Source organism: Streptomyces sp. NPDC041970, assembly GCF_055588985.1.
The window spans coordinates 35,888-58,681 of record NZ_JBVJCD010000013.1; the positions used below are offsets into that span (position 1 = coordinate 35,888).

Here is a 22,794-nt window from a genome sequence, read left to right on the forward strand (position 1 = left end):
ACGTCCATGCACCGGTCCGCCTACGAGCAGATGGAACTCTGCGTCCAGGAGTACCTGCCCGCCGAGGGGCCCGCGAGCGGCCGGTACCGGGTCGTCGACCTCGGCTCCCGCGTCTCCGGCCGGCAGACCCGCACCCACCGCGCCCTGCTCGCCGGGCTCCCCGTCGACTACTACGGGGTCGACGTCCAGGACGGCCCCAACGTGGACGCGGTGATGGCGAAGCCGTACCGCATCCCCGCCCGCTCCGGCAGCGCCGACGTCGTGCTGTCGGGGCAGGCGTTCGAGCACATCCCGTTCTTCTGGGCGACGATGCTGGAGATCGCCCGCGTCCTCAAGCCCGGCGGCCACGCCTTCGTCACCGCCCCCTCGCGCGGCCACGTGCACGACGCCCAGGACTGCTGGCGCTACTACCCGGACGGGTTCCGTGCCCTGGCCGCCCATTCCCGCCTCGAACTGCGCGAGGCCTACACCGACTTCCCGCCGCGCAAGGGCATCTGGCACGACTACCGCTCCATCGACGCGAAGGCCGCCTACTGGGGCGACTCCGTGGGCGTCTTCCGCAAGCCGATCCGCTACCCCCGCCTGACGATGTTCGCGGTGCGGGAGCTGGCGGTGTGGTGGGCGAACCGGGTCGGCGGGGTGGACGGCGTCCCGCTGCCCCGCCCGGTGGACGGGCGCGAGCGGTGCGGCAGGCCCGCGCCCGCCCCCGTACCGGGGCAGTCTCCGGCGCCCGGACAGGAGCCCGCGCGCGCGGAGTCGGGCGCCGGGGCGTGAGCGGGCGCGACGGGATCAATGCCAGGTTGACGAAAGGTGACATGCGGCGCAAACCGCGCGTACTGTCCCGCAGCATGGCTTGGCGCAACGCCGTCAACGGCGTCCTTCAGCAGCTCACCGGATACCAGCTCAGGCGCGTCACGGTGCCCGCCGCCCGCACGGCCCCGGCCGACCCCGCCCCGGCCGCGCCGCCCTCCGCGCCCGTACCCGCCGCGCCCGCCCCGAAGCCGAAGCCGAAGCCGAAGGCCCCGAAGCCGGCCCTCGCCTTCCCGGCGGACTACGACGACGAGGCGAAGGAGGTCATCCGCGCGGTCAAGCCGTACACGATGACCTCCCCGGAGCGGCTCAACGCCCTCATCCTCGCCACCCGCCACATCGTCCGGCACGACATCCCCGGTGACATCGTCGAGTGCGGCGTCTGGCGCGGCGGATCGATGCAGGCCTGCGCCCGGACCCTGCTGTCCGCCGGCGAGACAGGGCGCGAGCTGTACCTCTTCGACACGTACGAGGGCATGACGCCGCCCACCGCCGAGGACCTGCGGCGCGACGGCCGCCCGGCCCAGGAGCTGCTGGACGCCCAGGGCAAGGACCGCCCGATCTGGGCGGTCGCCTCCCTGGAGGACGTCAAGGCGGGCTTCGCGCAGGTGCCGTACCCCGAGGAGCGCGTCCACTACGTACGGGGGCGGGTCGAGGACACCGTCCCCGCGCAGGCCCCCGAGCAGATCGCGATCCTGCGCCTGGACACCGACTGGTACGCCTCCACCCAGCACGAACTGGAGCACCTGTACGCGCGGTTGGTCAGCGGCGGCGTCCTCCTGATCGACGACTACGGCTACTGGCAGGGCTCGCGGCAGGCGGTCGACGAGTTCCTCGACAAGACCGGCGAGCGGCTGCTGCTGCTCCGCATGGACGAGGGCCGGATCGCCGTCAAGCCCTGACGCGCCCCGCTCGCGGCACCACCGAGCCCCGTGCCCCGGACGGTACGGGGCTCGACCGCGTCACCGGCACGCCGGCGGACGCGGAGCGGCGCCCCCGGCGTCACCCGAACGGACCCCCTCGGGTGACCCGCGCCCCCGGCGCGGGTTGTACCCCGTGTACTCCGAGCGCCCCGGAGCCGCCGCGGCCCCCGACGGCCCGCCCGCGCCGCCGTGTCGCTCCCCGTCCCGTGACGCACCCGTCGCGTGACGCCCCTGTCCCCTGATCCCGTCCGCCGGAAGGATCGTGCGCCGCGATGGCCCCCCGTCTCACCGTCGTCGTCCCCCTCTACAACGTCGAGGACTACCTCGGTGCCTGCCTGACCTCGCTCGCCGAACAGACCATGCCGGACCTGGAAGTCGTCCTCGTCGACGACGGCTCCACGGACGACGGGCCCCTGCTGGCCCAGCGGTTCACCGAGCGGGACACCCGGTTCCGGCTGATCCGGCAGGAGAACGCCGGACTCGGCGCGGCCCGCAACGCCGGGGTCCGCGAGGCCGACCCCGACGCGGAGTTCCTGACGTTCGTCGACAGCGACGACGTCGTCCCGCCCGGCGCGTACGCCCGCATGATCGCCGAACTGGAGCGCTCCGGCTCCGACTTCGCCACCGGCAACGTGCTCAGGCTGCGCGCCGGCGGCGAGTTGGAGCAGTCCCCGATGTTCCGCAAGCCGATGGCGAAGACCCGGTCGGCCACCCACGTCACCCGCGACTGGCTCCTGCTCGGCGACCGCATCGCCTGCAACAAGGTCTTCCGCCGCTCCTTCTGGGACCAGCACGCCTTCGCCTTCCCGACCGGGGTGCTGTACGAGGACATCCCCGTCGTCCTGCCCGCCCACTTCCTGGCCCGCTCGGTCGACGTCGTCGACGAGCCCGTCTACCACTGGCGCGACCGGGACGGCTCCATCACCACCCGGCGGGCCGTGCCCCGAGGCATCCAGGACCGGGCGGCCGCCGTCACCGCGGTCAGCCGCTTCCTGGCCGCCCGCGGGATGACCGAGGCCAAGCGCCGCTACGACGCCCACGCCCTCTCCGGGGACCTGTGGCTGTTCATCGAGGCACTCCTGGACGGCGACGCGGAGTTCCACGAGGCGTTCCTGGACCACGCGGGCGCCTTCGCCGCCACCGTCGAACCCGCCGTCCTGGCCGGTCTGCCCCTGCACCTGCGGGTCAAGTGGGCGCTGATCCGCGAACGCCGGCTGTCCGAACTCCTCGCCCTGCTCGCCGACGAGCGGCAGGACCGGGACGCCTTCCACGTCCGCGGACTGCTGCGCCCCCACGCCCGCCACCCCGCCGTACGCACCCCGCTGCCGCCCGCCGCGACCAGGCTGCGCTCCGCCGACCTGCCCGTCCACGCCCACCTCACCGAGGCCGTGTGGCGCGCGGGGCTGCTGCACCTGAGCGGTTACGCCTACGTCCGCAACGTACCGGGCAGCCGGGTGCGGCTGGGATGGCTGCGCGCCGGGAAGCGGATCGTCCCGCTGCGCACCCGCCCCGTCCCCGGCGACGAGGCCACCGCCCGCTCCGGCCGCTCGCTGCACCGCTACGAGCGGGCCGGGTTCGAGGCCGTCGTCGACCCGCGCGGACTCGTGGCCCGCGGCCGGGCCCGGCGCACCACCTGGAAGCTGGAGGCCGTCGTCGTCGGCGCGGGCCGGCCGCGCCGGGGCCCCGTGCGGCTCCTCGGCACGCCCGCCCCGCCCGCCGCGACGTACACCGGCGAGCGGACCCGTGTCGTGCCCGTCCTGTCCGGGAACAAGCTGGAGCTGCGCGCCGAGCGCGTCGCCGCCGTCCTGACCGGGCAGTCGGCGGTCGGGGAGGCGGTGCGCCTGGAGGTGAAGGTCTTCGACGGGGCCGGGCCCGTCGCCCTGCGGATCACCGAGTGGCACACCAAGGAACGGCGGGAGTTCGCCCTGCGCGGCTCGCCGGGTGCGCGGACGGCGGACATCCCGCTCAGCGCCTTCCGGGGCGAGGACAGCGTCTGGGGCGTCCAACTTGTGGGCCTGGAGCGCACGTTGACGGTGGCCGCGCGGACCGACGGCGAGGCCGGGCGCTACCGGCTGCCCGGTGGGCGCGAGCTGTTCGCGGCCCCCAACCCCTCCGGCGACCTGGTGCTCACCGACCGCGCCGTGCAGCCCGTCGTCACCTCCGCGACCTGGACCGAGGACGGCGAAGCGCTGCTCCTGACCGGGGAGTTCCCCGAACCGACCGGCGCGGACCACGAGGTGGTCCTGCGCCACGGCGGCCACCACGAGGAGGCCGTCCTCGGCCTGGAGCGGGGGGAGGGGCCCGGCTTCCGCGCCGTGATCGCGCCCGCCGCCGTGGCCGGTCCGGGCGGCCCGCTGCCGCTCGCCGAGGGGCGCTGGTACCCGTTCCTGCGCGAGCCGGGCGAGCGGGACCCCGAGGCGTACCGGCCGCTGCGCATCGGCACCGGCCTGCACGGAGCCCTGCCGCGGACGTGGAGCACGGGCGGGCGCGCGTTCACCCTCCAACGCCGCCACCACGACCGGCTCGTCCTGGAGTCCGGCAGCGCCCTGCCCGTCACCGAGCGCGGAGCGTACGGGCAGCGGACGCAGCGCGAGCGCTACGCGCTGCTGCGCGCCGCCGGTGAACTGCGCCCGGCCGTCCTGTACTCCAGCTTCGACGGACGGCAGTACTCCGACTCGCCCCGCGCCCTGCACCGCGAACTCGCCTCCCGCGAAGCCCTGTCGGAGCTGGGCGTCGAACACCTGTGGGTGGTGCGCGACCAGCAGGCCGCCGTGCCCGAGGGCGTCCGCCCCGTCGCCCTGCACAGCGCCCAGTGGTACGAGGCCCTGGCCCGCAGCCGGTGGATCGTCACCAACACCCAGCTCCCCGAGTGGTTCGAGCGGGCCGAGGGCCAGTACGTCGTCCAGACCTGGCACGGCACCCCGCTCAAGCGGATCGGCCGCGACCTCGCGGGCACCCCGCACGCCGACACCGCGTACATGGCCTCCCTGGAGCGGCGGGCCGCCCAGTGGAGCGTGCTCGTCTCGCCGAACGGCTTCTCCACGCCCGTCCTGCGCCGCGCCTTCGGCCACACCGGCGCGGTGCTGGAGTGCGGCTACCCGCGCAACGACCTGCTCCACGCCCCCGACCGGGAGAAGGCCGCCGCCGAGGTGCGCGAGCGGCTGGGAATCCCCGAGGGCCGGCGCGTGATCCTGTACGCCCCCACCTGGCGCGAGGACCAGCCCAAGCGGAGCGGGCGCTACGGCCTCGACCTCCGCCTCGACCTGGAACACGCCCGCGAGGTCCTGGGCGGGGACCACGTCCTGCTGGTGCGCCGCCACTACCTGGTCGGCGGCAGCGTCCCGGACACGGACTTCGTCCGCGACGTCTCGCGCCACCCCGACGCCGCCGAACTGCTGCTCGTCAGCGACGTCCTGGTCACCGACTACTCCTCGATCATGTTCGACTTCGCGCAGACCGGCCGCCCGATGCTCTTCCACACCCACGACCTGGCGCACTACCGCGACACCCTGCGCGGCTTCAGCTTCGACTTCGAACGCGGCGCGCCCGGCCCGCTGATCCCCGACTCCGCCGGCGTCGTGGCCGCCCTGCGCGACCCGGAGGCCGCCACCGCCGGGCACCGGGAGGCGTACGCGCGGTTCCGGGAGGCGTTCTGCGACCTCGACGACGGGACCGCGTCGGCGCGCGTCGCCGACCGGATGCTCCAGGAGGAGCAGGCATGAGCGACCTGAGCTGCCTGATCACGGCGGGCGGCGCGGACGGCGGCGACCGCCCGGCCGACGCCCTGCGCGCCTGCGCCGCCTCCGTGCTCGGCCAGTCCCTGCGCGCCGCCGAGGCCGTCGTCGTCCTCGCCGCCGACGCCGACACGGCCACCCGCGCCGCCGCCCGCTCCCTGGCCGACGACGCCCCCGACCGGGTCCGCCTGGTCCACGCCGACCCGGCCGCCCGCACCACCGGAGCCCTGCGCAACGCGGGCCTGGACGCGGCGCGGGGCCGGTACGTCCTGGCGCTCGCACCGGGCGAACGCCTCCAGCGGCACGCCTGCCGCACCCTCTGGCAGGCGGGCGAGCGCAGCCGCGCCGACCTGATCGCCGGCCGCTGGAGCTGGGCGGCGGACGAGGGCGGCAAGGCGCGGGAGCCGTCCTGGCAGCCCGAGCTGTACGCCCGCTCCCGCATCCTGGCCCGCTTCACCGAGGCCCCCCCGCTCGTCGTCCACGACGCCCTGGTGTCCGGGTTCGCCCTGCGCCGCGAGGCGGTCCGGCGGCACGGGCTGCGGTATCCGGAGGACCTGGCCCGCGGCGAGATCCTGTTCGGCCCGCTCGCCGCCGTGGCGGTCGGCCGGATCGCCCTGGTCCGCCGGCTGATCGTGTCCGGCCGGCCCGCCCCCGACCGGGCCCGCGACCTCGCCGCCCTGGCCGAGGCCCACCGCCGGGTGACCGACACCGTCCTCGCCCACCACCTGCCCGGCCTGCGCGACGCGCGGGAGCGGGCCTTCGCCCGCGACCACCTCGTGCCGCTCGCCCGCTCGTTCCCCCGGCTGCCCGCCGCCACCCGCGAGCGGGTCGCCGCCGACGCCGCCCGCGCCCTGACCGCCCCCGTCCCGCCCGACCTGCCGCCGCTCGAACGGGTCGCGGCGACCGCGCTCGGCCGGGGCGACGCGGAGGAGATCCTGGCGGCGGCGTACGCGCTGAGCCGGCCCGCCACCGTGTGCGCGCCCCTCACCGAGGGCCCCGGCGGGCGGATCTGGTGGGGCCGCCCGGACGGGCCGGGTCAGGACGGCCCGGCGGGCGTCGACATCACCGAACTGGGCCACCACTACCGGCCGTTCGGCGAGGGGCGGCTGATGAACCGGCTCACCCGCTGCACCGTCGAGGACGGCCGCCTGCTGCTCGAAGGGCGCCTCGTGCTCCCCGGCCACAGCGGACCCGGCCCGGACACGCCCCTGGCCGCCACCCTGGAGTTCCGCGCCCGCGGCGGGGCGCGCGCCGTCGCGTTCCCGGTCGCGGAGGTGCGGCACGACGGGACCGGGATCACCTGGCGGGCGCGCGCCGACGTCACCCGCCTCGTGCGCCCCCTCGGCGTCCGCGACACCGCGTGGGACGCGCGGCTGACCCTGCGGGGCGGCGGCCCCGGCGCACCCGCCTGCGTCAGCGACCTGTTCGCCCCGCGGGACCTCACCGCCGACGCGGGGCGGCTGCGCGCCCGGCCCCGGCTCGGGCGGCTCGCCGGGGACACCTGGGAGCCCTACATCACCCTCAAGGACCACCTCGCGCTCCGGCTCGCCGCCCGCCGCCGCCCGGCCCGCGCCGCCCACCGCCTGGTCCGCCACGCCACGCGCTCCCGCCCCGCCCGCGCGGCCGAGCGCCTGGCCCGCGCCGTACGCGGGCGGCTGGACCGCTACCGCTCCCGCGGCTTCAAGGCCCACGCGTACAACACCTGGCTCCTCCGGCTCCCCGTCCGGCGGGGCTCCGTCGTCTTCGAGAGCCACATGGGCGCCTGCTACGGCGACAGCCCGCGCGCCCTGCACGAGGAGATCCGCCGCCAGGGCCTGGAGCTGCACAGCACCTGGTCCCACGACGGCTCCCCGGCCGGCTTCCCCACCGACGCCCGCCTGGTGCGCCGCTGGTCCTGGCGGTACCTGTGGGCGCTGGCCCGCGCCGAGTACTGGGTCGACAACCAGGGCTTCCCCCAGCTCCTGCGCAAGCCCGCCCACACCACGTACCTCCAGACCTGGCACGGGTCGGCGTACAAGCGGATGGGCTTCGACGAGACGCGCGTACGCCTCCAGAACGCCCCGCCGCGCGAACGGCTCCAGCGGGCCGTGCACCGCTTCGACCACTTCCTGGTCCGCTCCGAGCACGACGTGGCCACCCTCGCCCGCGCCTACCGGCTGCCCGAGGAGCGCCTGCTGCGCACCGGCTACCCGCGCAACGACGCCCTGATCGCGGAACGCGTCCGCGCCGAGACCCGAGGGCGGCTGCCGCGCCCGCCGCTCGCCGCACGGCTCGGGCTGGACGACCACCGCCGGACGGTCCTGTACGCGCCGACCTTCCGCGGCGGCCCCGGCAAGCGGCGCGCGCGCCGACTCCTGCTGGACGTGCAGGAGTTCGCCCGGCGCTTCGGAGACACCCACACCCTGCTCGTCCGGGCGCACTACCTGGAGTCCGCCAAGCTGCCCCCCTGCCCCCCCGGCACCGTCCTGGACGTCTCGCGCCACCACGACGTCAGCGAACTCCTCACCGTGACGGATGTGTTGATCACCGACTACTCCTCCATCATGTTCGACTTCGCGCTCCTCGACCGGCCCGTCGTGCTGTACGCCCCCGACCTCGACGCCTACGCGGCCGAACGGGGCAGCTACTTCGACCTGCGGGAGAAGGCGCCGGGGCCGGTGACCGCCACGCAGGACGAACTCTTCGTCGAGATCGAGCAGTTGAAGCAGTCCGACCTGGACCACGCCGAGCGGCGCCGCGCCTTCGCCGAGGAGTTCGGGGACTACGACCGGGGCGACGCGGCCCGCGCCGTCGTCGACGCCGTCTTCACCCGCCACACCGACCAGCACCGGGGGACCGGCCGATGAGCCGCGACGTCTTCATCGTCTCCAACAGCACCGACGAACTCGGCGGCGTCACCGCCTGGACCCACCAGACCGCCCGCCTCTTCACCGAGCACGGCCACCGGGTCCACGTCGTCGGCATCCACGCCTCCGACCTGAAGATGGCGCTGCCCGAGCACCCCGGCCACCCCGTCACCGCCCTCTACCCGGCCCACCCGCCGACCCCCTGGACGCCCGGCAACCTGCGGGACCGCCTCCGCCTCCCGACCCGCCGCCGGGAGGCGGCCCGCGCGGCGGCCAAGCGGCGGGCGGTCGCACGGCTCTCGGAGATCTTCGCCGCCGCCCGCCCCGGCGCGGTGGTCCTCGTCACCCAGGTCTGGGCCATGGAGTGGGTCGGCCAGGCCGACACCACGGGGATGCGGGTCATCGGGATGAGCCACGAGTCGTACGCCTACTCCCGCGCGAGCCACCGCCACCGCTGGATCAGGAACCACTACCGGGACCTCGACCACTGGCTCGTCCTCACCGAGGAGGACGCCGACCTGTGGGCCGGAGAGGGCATGGACAACGTCGGCTTCCTGCCCAACGCCCTCGCCCGCCTCCCCGCCGTGCCCTCCCCGCGCACCCGGCGGACCGTCGCCAGCATCGGCCGGCTCAGCGACCAGAAGGGCGTCGACCTGCTCCTGGACACCTGGGCCCTGGTCGCCCCCCGGCGCCCGGACTGGCTGCTGCGCGTCTACGGGGCGGGCGAGGACGAGGCCGCGCTGAAGGCCCGGTGCACCGCCCTCGGCCTCGACGGCTCGGTGCGGTGGATGGGGCGCACCGACGACGTGGAGAAGGCGCTCGCGGACGCCTCCGTCTTCGTCCAGTCCTCGCGCGGCGAGGGCTTCCCGCTCGCGCTGCTGGAGGCGATGGCCTCCGGGGTGCCCTGCGCGGCCTTCGACTGCGCGCCGGGCGTCCGCGAGATCGTCCGGGACGGGGAGGACGGGCTGCTGGCCCCCGCCGGGGACGTCACCGCCCTCGCGGACCGGCTGCTGCGGCTGACCGGCGACCCCCAACTGCGCGACGCGCTGGGCGAGCGGGCCCGCGCCGGGGTCCAGCGGTTCTCCGAGTCGGAGATCATGGGCCGCTGGGAGGAGCTGTTCGCCCTCCTGGAGCGCTGAGGGCCCCGCCCGCACCGGGGCCCGGCGCCGGTCAGCCGGTGAGCCGGGCCCCGGCCTGCTCCCGCGCCGGCCGGGGCTCGGGCGTCCGGCGCGGCGCGGGCAGCGGCGCCCCGGCCGTCTCGCCGAGGAAGACCCGGCGCACCACGCGCTCGGCGACGTGCCCGTCGTCGTACGGGCAGAAGCGTTCCCGGAACGCGGCGCGCAGGTGCGCGGAGCGGGCGCCTCGCCAGTGGTCCGTGACGAGGACGTCGACCAGCTCGTCCTGGCTGCGCGCGACGACGCCGGGCGGGAACGACGCGATGTCGAAGTACGTGCCGCGCACCGCCTCGTACGCCTCGGCGTCGTCCAGGTGCAGCACCACCGGCCGGTCCAGGCCGACGTAGTCGAACATCAGCGACGCGTAGTCCGTGATCAGCGCGTCCGAGGCGAGGGCCAGCGCCTCGACGGACGGGTGCCCGCTGACGTCGATGACGCCGGGGTGCGGGGCGGGGCGGCACGGGCCGGCGGCGGGCCGGGGCGTGCGGGCCAGGACGACGAACCGCGGCCCCAGCGCCCGTACCAGCCGCTCCAAATCCAGGCCGGGCCGCTGGACGCGCCGGTAGTCGCGGGGGACCGGGGCGTACAGCAGGGCCGTGCTGCCCGCCGGGACGCCCAGCGCCTCCCGCAGCCGGGCCACCTCCTCCGGACCGGCGCGGTGGTAGGCGTCGCTGCGCGGTGAGCCGTACTCCAGCGTCGTGTACGCGGAGGGGTAGGCCCGCTCCTGTACGAGGGTGGCGTACGGGTTGGCCGAGAGGGCGAAGTCCCAGGTGTCGACGGAGCGCAGCACCTGCTCGAAGTCCGTGCCGCCGGCGGCCGCGGGCCGGTCCAGGAGATCGGCGCCCACGGTCCTGAGCGGCGTGCCGTCGTGGGTCTGGAGCACGGTCTGGCCGCGCCGCTTGACCAGCCGGCGGTCGAAGGGGCCGTCGGCCACCAGGTACGCGGAGCGGGCCAGCGCCGTCCCGTACGCGAAGGTGCCCGGCGCGACGTGCCGGGCGCCCGGCGGCAGCGTCCGGGCGTCGGCGGGGCGGCTGATCCAGACGGTCCGCAGCCCCGGCACCAGCTCGCGGGCCTTCGCCTCGATCGCGGCCGGGTGGCCCGAGCGGCCCCCGGCGGCGAACACCGCGTCGCGGGGGCGCAGCGGCAGGCGCCTCTGGAGGCGGTAGTGCGCCCGCAGCGCCGCGCCCCGCACCGCCCGGCGCGCCGCCGCCGCCCCCCGGCGCAGCCGCTCCGCGAGGCGCTGGACGTCCGAGAGCGTGCGGTAGGTGCGCCGCGCGCCGAGCCGCATGAGTCCGTGCCGCAGCCGCGTGCGGCGGGGGACCGGGGCGCCGGGGGTGCGGTGGCGGCGGCAGGAGGCGGCGGCCCGGCGGAAGAACGCGGCGCGGCTGCGCGGCGGCAGCCGGTCGCGGGAGGCGAACAGGGCCGCGTAGTGGTCGAGCATCCGGCGGAACATCACCGGCCGCCACAGGGCGAGTTCGGGCCGGGAGTCGATGAACGCGAAGACCCGGTCGTACTGGTCGAAGACGTCGAAGTGCCGCTCGCTGGTGGTGGAGAGGATGTTGCCGCGCCGCCGCTGGCGGTAGGAGACGCAGACCGCGTCCAGCACCGCGATCGACCCGGCGGACATCAGCACCGGGTAGGTCCAGGGGGTGTCCTCGTAGTAGCCGGGCGGGAAGGTGAAGCCCTCGGCCCGGACGAACGCGCGGCGGTACGCCTTGTTCCAGGCGACCATGAGGAGGCGCAGCAGCTCGGGGCGGTCGGTGAGCCGGAAGCGCGCGGGGCCGCTCTCGTCGAGGTGGGCCGCCAGGACGTTGCGCACGCTGCGGCCGGACCAGTAGGTGCGGGCGTAGTCGTACATCAGGACGTCCGGTTCGCCGGTCGCCCCGATCCGGTCGGCGATGGCCTGGAGCGCGTCCGGCACGAGGGTGTCGTCGCCGTCCAGGAAGATCAGGTAGTCGCCGGCGGCGCGGCCCATCCCGGCGTTGCGGGCCGGCCCGAGGCCGGTGTTGCGCGGCAGGTGGAGGGCGGTGACGCGGGGGTCCCGGCGGGCGTACTCGTCCGCGATCGGCCCGCAGGCGTCGGGGGAGCCGTCGTCGACCACGATGACCTCGTAGTCCTCGAAGGACTGGCTCAGCACGGAGTCCAGACACGCGTGCAGATACGCCTGGACCCGGAATGCGGGCACGATGACGGTGAACCGGGGCACTACACATCCATGGGTCGTTCGCGGGAACCAGGTGGCCCGCAAACGTCGGATGGAATGACAGGGTTACGGCAGGCGTGGCATTCGGGGGACGCCCGCGCGGGAGCGGCCCGGCCCCGGAGGGACCGGGCCGCACCCGATCGACGCACAGTCGCACAGCCGTACGCCCGTACGGGTCGGGCTACTTGACGGCCCCGGCCATGACGCCGTTGACGAACTGCCGCTGGAAGGCGAAGAACACCGCCAGCGGGATCACCATCGAGACGAACGCGCCGGGCGCGAGGACGTCGATGTTGTTGCCGAACTGGCGTACCTGCTGCTGCAGGGCCACGGTGATCGGCGGCGAGCCGGAGTCCGCGAAGACCAGCGCGACCAGCATGTCGTTCCACACCCACAGGAACTGGAAGATCCCCAGGGAGGCGATGGCCGGACCGCCCAGCGGCAGCACGACCCGTGTGAAGAGGCGGATCTCGCCCGCCCCGTCGAGCCGGGCGGCCTCCAGCAGTTCGCGCGGGATCTCCGCGAAGAAGTTCCGCAGCAGGAAGACGGCGAACGGCAGGCCGAAGGCCGTGTGGAAGAGCACCACCCCGAGCGTCGTCTCGAAGATGCCGATCGTGCCGAAGAGTTCGGAGACCGGGATCAGCGCGACCTGCACCGGCACCACCAACAACCCGACGACCAGCAGGAACCACCCGTCGCGGCCGGGGAACTCCATCCAGGCGAAGGCGTATCCGGCGAGCGAGCCGAGCACCACGACCAGCACGGTGGACGGCACGGTGATCATGACGGTGCTCATGAGCGAGCCGGTGATCGTCGTGTTGTCCAGCAGGCGCTGGTAGTTCTCGAGCGTCAGCTCCGAGGGGGCGGCGAGGACCTTCCACCACCCGGTCGCCGCGATGTCCTGCGGATCGCGGAGCGAGGAGAGCAGCAGGCCGATCGTCGGCATCAGCCAGAACAGGGCCACCAGGACCAGGAAGACCCGCATCGCCCCGCCGCCCGCCCGCTCGGCGACGCGCGCGGCGAGGGAGCGGCCGGACCCGGCCGGCTCGGCGGCGCGCCGCGCTCGGGCCCTGTGCGGGGCCGGTTCACGCGTGCTCATCGGCGTCCCTCCTTCCGGATGCGCCGGATGTTGACCAGCATCACCGGCAGCACCAGCAGCAGCAGGAGCACCGCGATGGCGCTGCCGATCCCGAGGTCCGCGTCCGTGCCGAACGAGGACCGGTACAACTGGAGCGCCAGCACGTTCGCGTCGTCCTGGGAGGAGCCGGGCGCGATGATGAACACCAGGTCGAAGACCTTCAACACGTTGATCATCAGCGTCACCAGGACCACCGCGAGGACCGGGGCCAGCAGCGGGACGGTGATCCGGCGGAACACCTGCCACTCGTTGGCGCCGTCCACCCTGGCCGCCTCCAGGAGCTCGCGCGGCAGCCCGGCCAGCCCGGCGGCGATCAGCACCATGGCGAACCCGGCCCACATCCACACGTAGCTGCCGATGATGCCGGGCGTCACCAGGGACGGGCCGAGCCAGTCGACGCCGTTGTACGGCTCGCGGAAGTTGTCTGCGGGAAGGCGCAGCAGGGCCCCCTTCGCCGAGGCGGGCAGGGTGAAGGAGCCGTCCGCGGCGGCTTTCGCCGTGGCGACGACCTCGCCGTCCCGAACCGCCTCGACCGTCAGGCCCGACAGGCCCAGCTCCCGCGCGTCCACGGCGTTGGGCCTTCCGCCGCCGCCGCGGGTGAAGTCCAGCCAGGCCGTGCCGGCGATGCCGTCCCCGGACGCCGTCGGGGCGGGCCGGGCCGGCCGCGCCTCGTCCGGCATTGCGGCCGGGGCCACGCCGACCAGCGGCACGAGCACCGGCCCGCCCGCCCGGATCGGCTCCTTCGACACGAAGGACCCGTCCCCGCCCTCCTTCAGCGGGTGCACCGGCAGCGGGCGCGCCTTCGGATAGCCGGCGGACGCGGAGAACGTGTCGTGCACGCTCACCGCGACGGCGTTGGCGACGCCGCGCTCGGGCGCCTGGTCGTACACCAGGCGGAAGATGATGCCGGCGGCCAGCATCGAGATCGCCATCGGCATGAAGACGACCAGCTTGAACGCGGTGCCCCAGCGGATCCGCTCGGTCAGCACCGCGAAGATCAGCCCGAGGGCGGTGGCGACCGTGGGGGCGAGGACCATCCAGATCGCGTTGTTCCTCACCGCGGTGAGCAGGGAGTCGTCGGTGAACAGGGCGGTGTAGTTGTCGAACCCGGCGAAGCCCGTGCCGGCCTGGTCGAAGAACGACCGGTAGACGGAGTAGCCGATGGGGTAGAGCACCAGGGCGCCGAGCAGCACCAGCGCGGGCAGCAGGAAGGCCGCCGCGAGCAGCCCGCGGGAGCGCTTCGCCCCCCGGCGGGATCTCGGGGGCGGCGGGGGAAGGGTCTCGTCGGCGGGGGGCGCCGCTTCGGCGCCCCCGGCGGTCGCTGTCGTCACGGCGTCAGCTCTTGTACGCCTTGGCCGCTTCGGACTCCAGCCGCTCCTGGGCCCCGGCGATGTCCTTCGGGTTCTTCAGGAAGTCCTGGAGGATCTTCCACTCGCCCTTCCCCGGCGTCCCGCCGAACGACTGCGGGGCCTGGTCGGACATGTCGAACCGGACGTCGTCCCCGGCCTCGACGAGCGCCCGGGCCATCGTGCGCTGCACGTCGTTCGGGTACGCGGCGAAGTCCAGGCCCTTGTTCGGGGAGATGAACCCGCCCGCCCCGGCCCAGATCCTCGCGGCGTCGGCCGAGGCCAGCCAGGTCAGCAGGGCCTGCGCGCCCTCGGTGTCCTTCAGCGCGATCGCCGCGTCGCCCCCGGTCACCACCGGCGCCTCGGAGCCGACCGCCGGGAACGGGAACACCTTGGCGTCCGTGCCGATCTCCGCCTCGGTCTCCGCGATGCTGGCGGCGACGAAGTCGGCCTCGAAGACCATGGCCCCCTTGGGCTGGTCGCCCCCGGTGAACGTCTGGGTCACCGACGCCGGGAACTCCGTCTGCAGCGCCCCGTCCGCCCCGCCCGCGATCAGCTCGGGCCGGCCGAACAGCTCGGCCAGCGAGGTCAGCGCCTCCTTCACGGACGGGTCCGTCCACGGGATCTCGTGCTTGGCCAACTGGTCGTACTTCTCCGGGCCCGCCACGGAGAGGTAGACGTTCTCGAACCAGTCGGTGAGGGTCCAGCCGTCGGCGCCGCCGACCGAGACCGGGGTGACCCCGGAGGCGGAGACGGTCTCGGCGGTGGCCAGGAAGTCCTTCCAGGTGGCGGGCTCACTGACCCCCGCGTTCTCGAACGCGGCGGTGTTGTACCAGATCAGCGACTTGTTGGCGGCCTTGAAGTACACGCCGTACGGGGTGCCGTCCACCGCGCCGAGGTCCTGCCAGACCCGCGCGTAGTTCTTGGTGAGCTGGGCCTTCGCCTCGGGGCCCAGCGGCTTGGCCCACTTCTTGGCGACCGCCTGCCGCACGGCCCCGACCTGCGGGATCATCGCCACGTCCGGCGGCTGCTGACCCTGGATCTTGGTCCCCAGGAAGTTGATGATCGGGTCCTGTGCCGGGACGAAGGCGACCTCCGCACCCGTACGCTTCTCGAACTCGTCCAGCACCTTGTCGAAGTTGGCCTGCTCGGGGCCCGTCCAGACCGCGGCCACCGAGAGGCTCTGGCCGTCCAGCTTCGGCAGCTCGACCGCGGCCGAGGCGTCCGTGCCCTTCCCGGAACCGCCCCCGGTCTTCTTGCCGCCGTCGCCACCGCAGCCGGTGAGCGCCAGAGCGCCGACCGCCGTGAAGGCGATCGCGGCCCTGCGTATACGAAGCGTGGTGCGCATTCGTGCCCCCGTCTCTTCCCGTGCGCCCGGCCGTGTGCGTGTGGCCGGACATCGTCGTCCGTGCGCACAGTCCTACGCCCGGCGCACGGGCCCCGCAATACCGTCGGAGTGCCCAACACCGTGATCGTGATGGGCTCGTGACGTCGCGTCAGAGAGTGGAAACGCAGGTCGGGGGCAGGGGGGATCAGGGGGAGTAGGGAACGAGCGCGGGCAGCGGCTCGGCGCCGACCGAACGGGCCGCGCGCTCCAGCGCGCTGGCGAGCAGTGCCAGGTCCGTGGGCCCGTTGCCCAGCTCCCTGACCGGCCGCCGCGTCGGCGGATCGCCCATCCGCTCCCACTCCAGCGGTACGACGGTGGGGCGCAGCGTCGCCGTGCGGGGGATGCGGCCGGTGACCCGGCCGCCCTGGAACGGCGTCACCCGCCCGTCCGGATGCCCGAGCCGGCCGCGCCCCGGAGCCGGCTCGTCCGGGGAGGGCGGCAGCACCGGGGCGTCCAGCACGATGCGCAGCCCCGCCCGCCGGGCCAGGTCGGTGTCCTCGGTGCGGTCGGGGCGCGCGGAGGCGGCGACCAGGTGCACCCCGAGCCGTCCCCCGTCCCGCGCCACGGCCTCCAGGGCCCGCACCACCGAACCGGCGGCGGGCCGTCCGGGGCTGCCGAGCGCCGGGGCGACCAGCGCGTCGAAGTCGTCGGCGAGGACGACCAGCCGGGGCAGCGGGGAGGGCCCCGGCGCCGCGGGCCGGGCGGCGGCCGCGCGCAGCCGCAGGGTGCCGCCGGCCGTCGGGTCCGCCTCGCCGCGGCGCTCCGCGCCGCTCGGCGTCCGCCGGCCCACCGCGTGGGGGGAGGTCTCCTGCCGGGCGCGGTGCTCGTGCCAGGCGGCGAAGTCGAGGTCGCCGAGGAGCTCGGCGCGCCGCTTCAGCTCACCGCCCAGGGCCTGGGCGAACTCCCGCATCCGGACCGGGTCGGAGGCCACCAGGTGCGTGAAGACGTGCGGCAGCTCCGTACAGGGGAGCAGCCCTTCGCCGCGCTCCCCGCGCTCGCCGCCGAAGCCGTCGACGAGGAGGATGCCGAGCCGGTCGGGCCGGGCCGCCGAGGCGAGGGACGCGGCGACGGCCCGCAGCAGCTCGGTGCGGCCGCTGCCCGGCGGGCCCTCGACGAGCAGGTGCGGCCCCTCCGCGGAGAGGTCGACGCTGAGGGGGCCGCGGGGGCCCGCCCCGAGCACGACGACCGGCCGCCCGGCCTGCGGGCCGGTGGACCGCACGGCGTCCCCGCCCACCGCCTCGCCGCTCTCGCCCGCCCCGGCCCACCGCGCCGCCGGGTACGGGGTGCGGTCGGGGTCGCCGGGGTGCGGGGAGGGCGCGGTGCGCTGGGGGCCGATGCGCGGGCCCGTGCTGAGCGTGCGTCCCCGGCCGAGGGTGTCCGGGTCCGCGCGGGACGGGGAGGCCGCGGGCGGGCGGGGCGCGGAGGCGCCCGGTGGGCACTCCGCCGTGGACGCCCAGCGGGCCATCAGCGAGGCGGGTGTCGCGCGGGCCAGCCCCAGCTCGTCCAGCAGCCGGGCGGACGGCGGCAGCGCCGCCGTCGTCGGGCGGCCCGCCAGCGCGGCCGACCCCTCCTCGCGCAACGGGGCCAGCGCCCGCGCGAACCGCTCGGCCCAGGCCGCCGACACCGCGTCCACGGCGGCCACCGTGCCGTGCCCCGCGACCTGTCCGCCCGCCGTGCGCAGCAGGCGCAGCGCGGTGGCGACGTCACCGCTGAGCAGTGCGACCGCCCCGCACTCGCGGAAGGCGAGGGAGGCCCGGCAGGCGGCGTCGTACGTCGCGGCCACCGGGGAGGCGGGCGAGGCGGCCGGGGTCTCGGCCAGGCAGATCAGATGGATCCCGGCCGCCGCCCCGGCCCCGGCCAGCCGGGCCGCGGTCTCGCGCAGCGCCGCCGTACCGGGGTCGCCGTCCAGCACGACCACCGTGCGCGGCCCCGTGTGGGCGCGGGCGGCCTCGGCCACCGCGGCCCGGTCCAGGCTCGGCCAGTCGGGACCCAGCGGGCCCTCGTCCAGCCGGCGCACCAGCTCGGCCGTACGGGCGTCCGCCTGCTCCCGGTCGTACGCGAGGAGGAGGCGGCAGTCCTGCCCGTGCGTCGGGCGCAGGTGGGGCAGCCATCCCAGCCAGGCCCACTCGCGCCGCCGCTCCTCCGGCGGGCGGGAGCGGTCCGCGCTGATGAGGACGATCTCCAGGTCGGACGGGGCGTGCAGCGCGGCGAGCTGCGCCACCGCCGCGCGGGCCAGCCCCGCCAGCCGGGCGCGCGGCCCGGCCAGCCCCAGCGAACCGGCCTCCCGCAGCCCCACGGTCACCGGCACGCAGGGCACGTCGGCCCGGTCCGTCGTGCCCAGGCGCATCACCAGCGCCTCCGGGTGGTCCGCGTGGCGCTCCCACAGCCGGGGGCCGGGGCCGAGCGCGGTCAGCAGCAGGGCGGCCGGGTCCGGCCAGGTGCCCTCGGGCGCGGACGGCAGGGCGGAGAAGGGGGAGAGCGGGGAGGCCGGGGAGGCGAGGTGGCCCGCGCCGCCGGGGCCGTCGTCGGGGCCGCCGTACGCGCCCGAGGGCGCACCGTACGCCGCCTCCGCGACGCCGTGCGGGGCGTCGGCGGGGGATCGGCCGTACACGCCGGCCGCCGCGTCCGGACCGGGCCGCGCCCACGGCTCCGGGGTGGGCGCCGGGTCCTGCTTCGCGCCCCCCGTGAGCCGCCGGGCCCAGGCCCCCAGGCCGCCGCGCCGGGGCCCGGCGGCGTCGGGCCGCTCGCCGGGGGCGGGGGGACGGCCGGCCCGGTCCGCGCCCGGTCCGGCCGCGGCGGCCTCCGGCCGGGGGGCGGCGGGGCCGGGGGCCCCGGCGGCCGGGCCGGGCGGGGCGCCGGGGTGGTCGGACGGGGCGGCGGCGGGCGGCCGCCGCTCGGCGACGGGCACCCGCAGATGCCCCTCGCCGTCCGGGGCGGCCGGCAGCGCCGCCGGACGGGAACCAGTCGTGAGCCGCAGGGCCGACTCCCCGAGCCGGAGCAGCGCGCCCGGCGCGAGGCGGACCGGGCGGTCGCGCACCTCCAGGCCGTCCAGCGAGGTGCCGTTCGTCGAGCCGAGATCCGCCACCGTGACGCGGCCGTCGTCCAGGACGGTGACCGCGCAGTGCAGCCGGGACACGTCCGGGTCGTCGAGCGGGACGTCGGCGTCGGCGGAGCGGCCGATCCGGATCTGCCCGCCGTGCAGCAGGTGGACCCCGCCCGCGTCCGGTCCGGCGACCACGTGCAACCGGGCCGGGACGGCGTCGTCCGTCGCCTCGTCCTCACCGGGGACCTGGAGCGTGAGCAGCGCGCCGTCCACCAGGGGCGGCTCGCCCAGCGCGACGCGGTGCGCGTCGAGCCGCTCCCGCCCGGCGAAGAGCACGACGGCCCCGCCGCCCTGGGAGCTGTCGGGGCCGGCCACGGCGGCGGCGAGCTGCGAGGCGACCGCCGCCAGCGCCGTCCCGGCGGGGGCGGTGACGAGCACGTCGCAGGCGCGCGGCGGGGTCTGGCCGCTGCGCGGCGCGAGGACGGTCAGCCGGATCTGCATCGCCGTCGGCGGTCCCTTCTGCGCGGGGCGCCCGGCAGGGGAACGCCCTGTGATCCCCCCACCCGGCACGGACACGTCGTCCGTAACAGGTCGTCGCGGACCGCGAGATTCCGACCTCGCGGATCCGTGCTGGAGGCATCCTCGCACCTGCCGCCGACAACACGCCCGGCGGTCACCTGTAAATGATCTTGAATGGTCGGCGGTGGGCGCAAAAGCACCTGCCCGCGTCCGGATACCGCCGTTCGCGGGGCCACCACGGCGGGCGGGCCCGCCGTGGAACGAACGGCGATGGCGCTCCCGTTCCCGTGTTCGATCCGGAGGAGGCGGTCCCGAGGCGCGACCGCGCGGCAACCTTCGGCCCGTTCCGCGCGTCTTCCCCCCGTACGCGCCCGCCGGCGCCCGTCCGGCGGCACTGCCGACGCCCCGTTCCCAGGGCCTAGAGTGGGCCGGAACATCCGGGCAGGCCCCGGCGGACGGCAAGCACCACGATCAGCAGGGAGCGCATGACGTGCGGCCTGTAGGCAGCAAATACCTCCTGGAGGAGCCGCTCGGACGCGGCGCCACCGGCACCGTCTGGCGAGCACGCCAGCGGGAGACCGCGGGCGCCGAGGCGGCCGTCGCGGGCCAGCCCGGCGAGACCGTGGCGATCAAGGTCCTCAAGGAGGAGCTGGCCAACGACCCCGACGTCGTGATGCGGTTCCTGCGGGAGCGCTCGGTCCTCCTGCGCCTGACGCACCCCAACATCGTGCGCACGCGGGACCTCGTCGTCGAGGGCGACCTCCTCGCCCTGGTGATGGACCTCATCGACGGCCCCGACCTGCACCGCTACCTCCGCGAGAACGGTCCGCTCACCCCGGTCGCCGCCGCCCTGCTCACCGCGCAGATCGCGGACGCGCTGGCCGCCAGCCACGCCGACGGCGTCGTCCACCGCGACCTCAAGCCCGCCAACGTGCTGCTCGACGAGCGCGACGGCCGGATGACCCCGATGCTCACCGACTTCGGCATCGCGCGCCTGGCCGACTCTCCGGGGCTGACCCGCACCCACGAGTTCGTCGGCACCCCCGCCTACGTGGCGCCGGAGTCCGCCGAGGGCCGCCCGCAGACCTCCGCCGTCGACGTCTACGGCGCGGGCATCCTGCTGTACGAGCTGGTCACCGGCCGCCCGCCGTTCTCCGGGGGCACCGCCCTCGAAGTCCTGCACCGCCACCTCAGCGAGGAGCCCCGCCGCCCCTCCACCGTCCCGGCGCCGCTGTGGACGGTCATCGAACGCTGCCTGAGCAAGGACCCGGACCGGCGGCCCAGCGCCGAGAACCTGGCCCGCGGCCTGCGCACGGTCGCCGAGGGCATCGGCGTCCACGCGAACTCGGCCCAGATCGCCGCCGCCGACGGGGTGGGCGCCTTGCTCGCCCCCGACCCGGCGCCCACCGCCGTCCCGGACACCGCCCAGAACGCCGACCCCACGCAGGTGCTGCCGAGCACCGCGGGTTCGTACGATCCCGCCGCCCCCACCAGCGTGCTCCAGCAGACCGGCCAGGGGCCGGGCGGCGGCTCCGGCAACGCCGACCCGACCGCCGTCCTGCCGCCCGTGCCGCAGCGCCCGGACGGGCCGCCGCAGCCGGACGGCCCGCACCCCTGGCAGTCGCAGCTCCAGGCGGCCCGCGACCGCAACGAGCAGACGCAGGTCCAGTACCTCGACCCGAGCCAGGACCCGCTGCGCCGCCGCCCCCAGCGCCAGGCGCCCCAGCAGCCTCCACAGCACCAGCAGCAGCCTCCGCAGCGCAGGCAGCAGCCCCCGCAGCACCAGCAGTACCCGCCCCAGCAGCACCAGCAGCCGCAGCGCTACCAGCAGCCGCAGCAGCCCCAGCAGCCGTACGCGCCCCCGCAGCCGCCGCCCCAGCAGCCCGCCCCGCGGCAGCCGAGGGAGCCGCGGCCGCCCCGGCAGCGCAGCGCCAACCCGATGCGCATCCCCGGCCTCGGCTGCCTCAAGGGCTGCCTGTTCACCGTGATCCTGCTGGTCGTCGCCGGCTGGCTCATCTGGGAGCTGACCCCGCTCCAGGACTGGGTCGCCCAGGGCAAGGGCTACTGGGAGGCGATCGGCGACGCGATCGGCACGGTCACCGACTGGCTCTCCCAGCTCGGCGATAACGCCGGCAGCACCCCCTCCGACACCTCCGGTACGGGCGGCTGACCGCTTCCGCCGTCCGTTTGTCGACTTCTCCGGGGCGATATGACCCGGAGAAGTGCGGGTTGGCGCCATGCCGGGCGCGCGGCGCCTCGAACGCCGCGTAACTTTGTCGACCGGGGGTCCACCGCCAGCCGCTGAGGGAGCAGTCGTGGCACGGAATATCGGCAGCCGGTACACCGCCCACCAGATCCTGGGGCGCGGCAGCGCCGGCACGGTGTGGCTCGGCGAGGGGCCCGAGGGCCCGGTCGCCATCAAGCTGCTCCGCGAGGACCTCGCGTCCGACCAGGAGCTGGTGGGCCGCTTCGTCCAGGAGCGCACCGCCCTGCTCGGGCTCGACCACCCGCACGTGGTCGCCGTCCACGACCTCGTCGTGGACGGCAACGACCTGGCCCTGGTCATGACGCTCGTACGCGGCACCGACCTGCGCACCCGCCTGGACCGCGAGCGCCGCCTCGCCCCCGAGGCCGCCGTCGCGATCGTCGCGGACGTCGCGGACGGCCTGGCCGCCGCGCACAAGGCCCAGGTGATCCACCGGGACGTCAAGCCGGAGAACATCCTGCTCGACATGGAGGGCCCGCTCGGACCGGGCGGCGCCCACCCCGCCCTCCTCACCGACTTCGGCGTCGCCAAGCTCATCGACACCCCGCTCCGCACCCGGACCACGAAGATCATCGGTACGCCGGACTACCTGGCGCCCGAGATCGTCGAGGGCCTTCCGCCGCGCGCCGCCGTCGACATCTACGCCCTGGCGACCGTGCTCTACGAGCTGCTCGCCGGGTTCACCCCCTTCGGCGGCGGCCACCCCGGCGCCGTCCTGCGCCGCCACGTCACCGAGACCGTCGTCCCGCTCCCCGGCATCCCCGAGGAGCTGTGGCAGCTCCTGGTGCAGTGCCTGGCCAAGGCCCCGGCCTCCCGGCTGCGCGCCTCGGAGCTGGCCGTGCGCCTGCGCGACCTGCTGCCCCTGCTGGCGGGGATACCCCCGCTGGAGGTGGACGAGCCCGAGGCGGAGGAGGGCGACCCGCACTCCCCGGCCTACGACGAGCAGCAGTACGCCCCCGCCGAGGAGCCGCGCCGCCGCGGCGCGGTCCCGCTGGTGCCCGGCTCCGCGCCCGACTCCAACCGGGACACCCACACGAGTATGCGCGTCCCCGCCCCCGACGAGCTGGCCGGCGGCCCCCTGGGCACGGCCCGCGCCCCCCGCGCTCCGGGCCGGCCCCGCCCCGGTTCCGCCCGCAACAAGGCGGCCGCCGTCCGCAAGCGCCGGATCACCCTCTCCGTCGCCGGCCTCGCCCTGTGCGGGGCCGTCGCGGTGGGAGGCTGGCTGGCGACCGGCGGAGGCGAGGGCGACCGAACCCCCCAGGACGGCGAGAACTCGGCCCCGGCCTTCCCGTAGACCCGCACGACGATCAGCCGCACGGCCCGTACGACTGGACCCGCACCATCGCCCGCGCGACGACTGCCGCACGGCCCGTACGACTGGACCCGCGCCATCGCCCGCGCGAC

Annotated in this window: 12 protein-coding genes; 7 read left to right on the forward strand and 5 right to left on the reverse strand. The window is 75.9% G+C overall.

The annotated features are described in order from the left end of the window. The first annotated feature begins 6 nt into the window (after positions 1-6). The 5 genes from ACZ6EJ_RS09935 to ACZ6EJ_RS09955 all read left to right on the forward strand — a co-directional run bounded on the left by ACZ6EJ_RS09935 (position 7) and on the right by ACZ6EJ_RS09955 (position 9,452). A complete protein-coding gene (locus ACZ6EJ_RS09935; RefSeq protein WP_469265882.1) occupies positions 7-774 on the forward strand; it encodes a methyltransferase domain-containing protein in 768 nt (255 codons plus the stop codon). A gap of 41 nt (positions 775-815) precedes the next feature. Then, a complete protein-coding gene (locus ACZ6EJ_RS09940; protein WP_469265883.1) occupies positions 816-1,712 on the forward strand; it encodes a TylF/MycF/NovP-related O-methyltransferase in 897 nt (298 codons plus the stop codon). A gap of 293 nt (positions 1,713-2,005) precedes the next feature. Beyond that, positions 2,006-5,455, forward strand: a complete 3,450-nt coding sequence (locus ACZ6EJ_RS09945) for a bifunctional glycosyltransferase/CDP-glycerol:glycerophosphate glycerophosphotransferase (RefSeq protein WP_469265885.1) — start codon at positions 2,006-2,008, stop codon at positions 5,453-5,455. After that, positions 5,452-8,313, forward strand: a complete 2,862-nt coding sequence (locus tag ACZ6EJ_RS09950; protein WP_469265887.1) for a bifunctional glycosyltransferase/CDP-glycerol:glycerophosphate glycerophosphotransferase — start codon at positions 5,452-5,454, stop codon at positions 8,311-8,313. The genes ACZ6EJ_RS09945 and ACZ6EJ_RS09950 overlap by 4 nt, the downstream gene beginning before the upstream one ends. Further along, positions 8,310-9,452, forward strand: coding sequence for a glycosyltransferase (locus ACZ6EJ_RS09955; protein WP_469265889.1), 1,143 nt, complete (start codon positions 8,310-8,312; stop codon positions 9,450-9,452). The genes ACZ6EJ_RS09950 and ACZ6EJ_RS09955 overlap by 4 nt, the downstream gene beginning before the upstream one ends. Before the next feature lie 31 nt (positions 9,453-9,483). Here ACZ6EJ_RS09955 and ACZ6EJ_RS09960 read toward each other — a convergent pair whose 3' ends face one another. The 5 genes from ACZ6EJ_RS09960 to ACZ6EJ_RS09980 all read right to left on the reverse strand — a co-directional run bounded on the left by ACZ6EJ_RS09960 (position 9,484) and on the right by ACZ6EJ_RS09980 (position 19,106). Then, positions 9,484-11,694, reverse strand: coding sequence for a bifunctional glycosyltransferase/CDP-glycerol:glycerophosphate glycerophosphotransferase (locus ACZ6EJ_RS09960; protein WP_469265890.1), 2,211 nt, complete (start codon positions 11,692-11,694; stop codon positions 9,484-9,486). Between the two features lie 178 nt (positions 11,695-11,872). Further along, positions 11,873-12,790, reverse strand: coding sequence for a carbohydrate ABC transporter permease (locus tag ACZ6EJ_RS09965; protein WP_469265891.1), 918 nt, complete (start codon positions 12,788-12,790; stop codon positions 11,873-11,875). Beyond that, complete coding sequence (locus tag ACZ6EJ_RS09970) at positions 12,787-14,160, reverse strand: carbohydrate ABC transporter permease (RefSeq protein ID WP_469265893.1); 1,374 nt, start codon at positions 14,158-14,160, stop codon at positions 12,787-12,789. Before ACZ6EJ_RS09970 ends, ACZ6EJ_RS09965 begins: the two co-directional genes overlap by 4 nt. Positions 14,161-14,164: 4 nt before the next feature. Further along, positions 14,165-15,523 carry an ABC transporter substrate-binding protein gene (locus ACZ6EJ_RS09975; RefSeq protein ID WP_469265894.1) on the reverse strand — a complete coding sequence of 453 codons (1,359 nt, stop codon included), beginning with the start codon at positions 15,521-15,523 and terminating at the stop codon, positions 14,165-14,167. 184 nt (positions 15,524-15,707) lie between these two features. Beyond that, positions 15,708-19,106, reverse strand: a complete 3,399-nt coding sequence (locus ACZ6EJ_RS09980; protein ID WP_469265896.1) for an FHA domain-containing protein — start codon at positions 19,104-19,106, stop codon at positions 15,708-15,710. Positions 19,107-19,614: 508 nt separating this feature from the next. Between ACZ6EJ_RS09980 and ACZ6EJ_RS09985 the strand changes: the two genes are divergently transcribed. Both ACZ6EJ_RS09985 and ACZ6EJ_RS09990 read left to right on the forward strand, forming a co-directional pair. Continuing rightward, entirely contained in the window at positions 19,615-21,294 is a 1,680-nt protein-coding gene (locus ACZ6EJ_RS09985; protein ID WP_469265898.1) for a serine/threonine-protein kinase, read from the forward strand. 145 nt (positions 21,295-21,439) lie between these two features. Next, entirely contained in the window at positions 21,440-22,684 is a 1,245-nt protein-coding gene (locus tag ACZ6EJ_RS09990) for a serine/threonine-protein kinase (protein WP_469265900.1), read from the forward strand. Positions 22,685-22,794 lie beyond the last annotated feature (110 nt).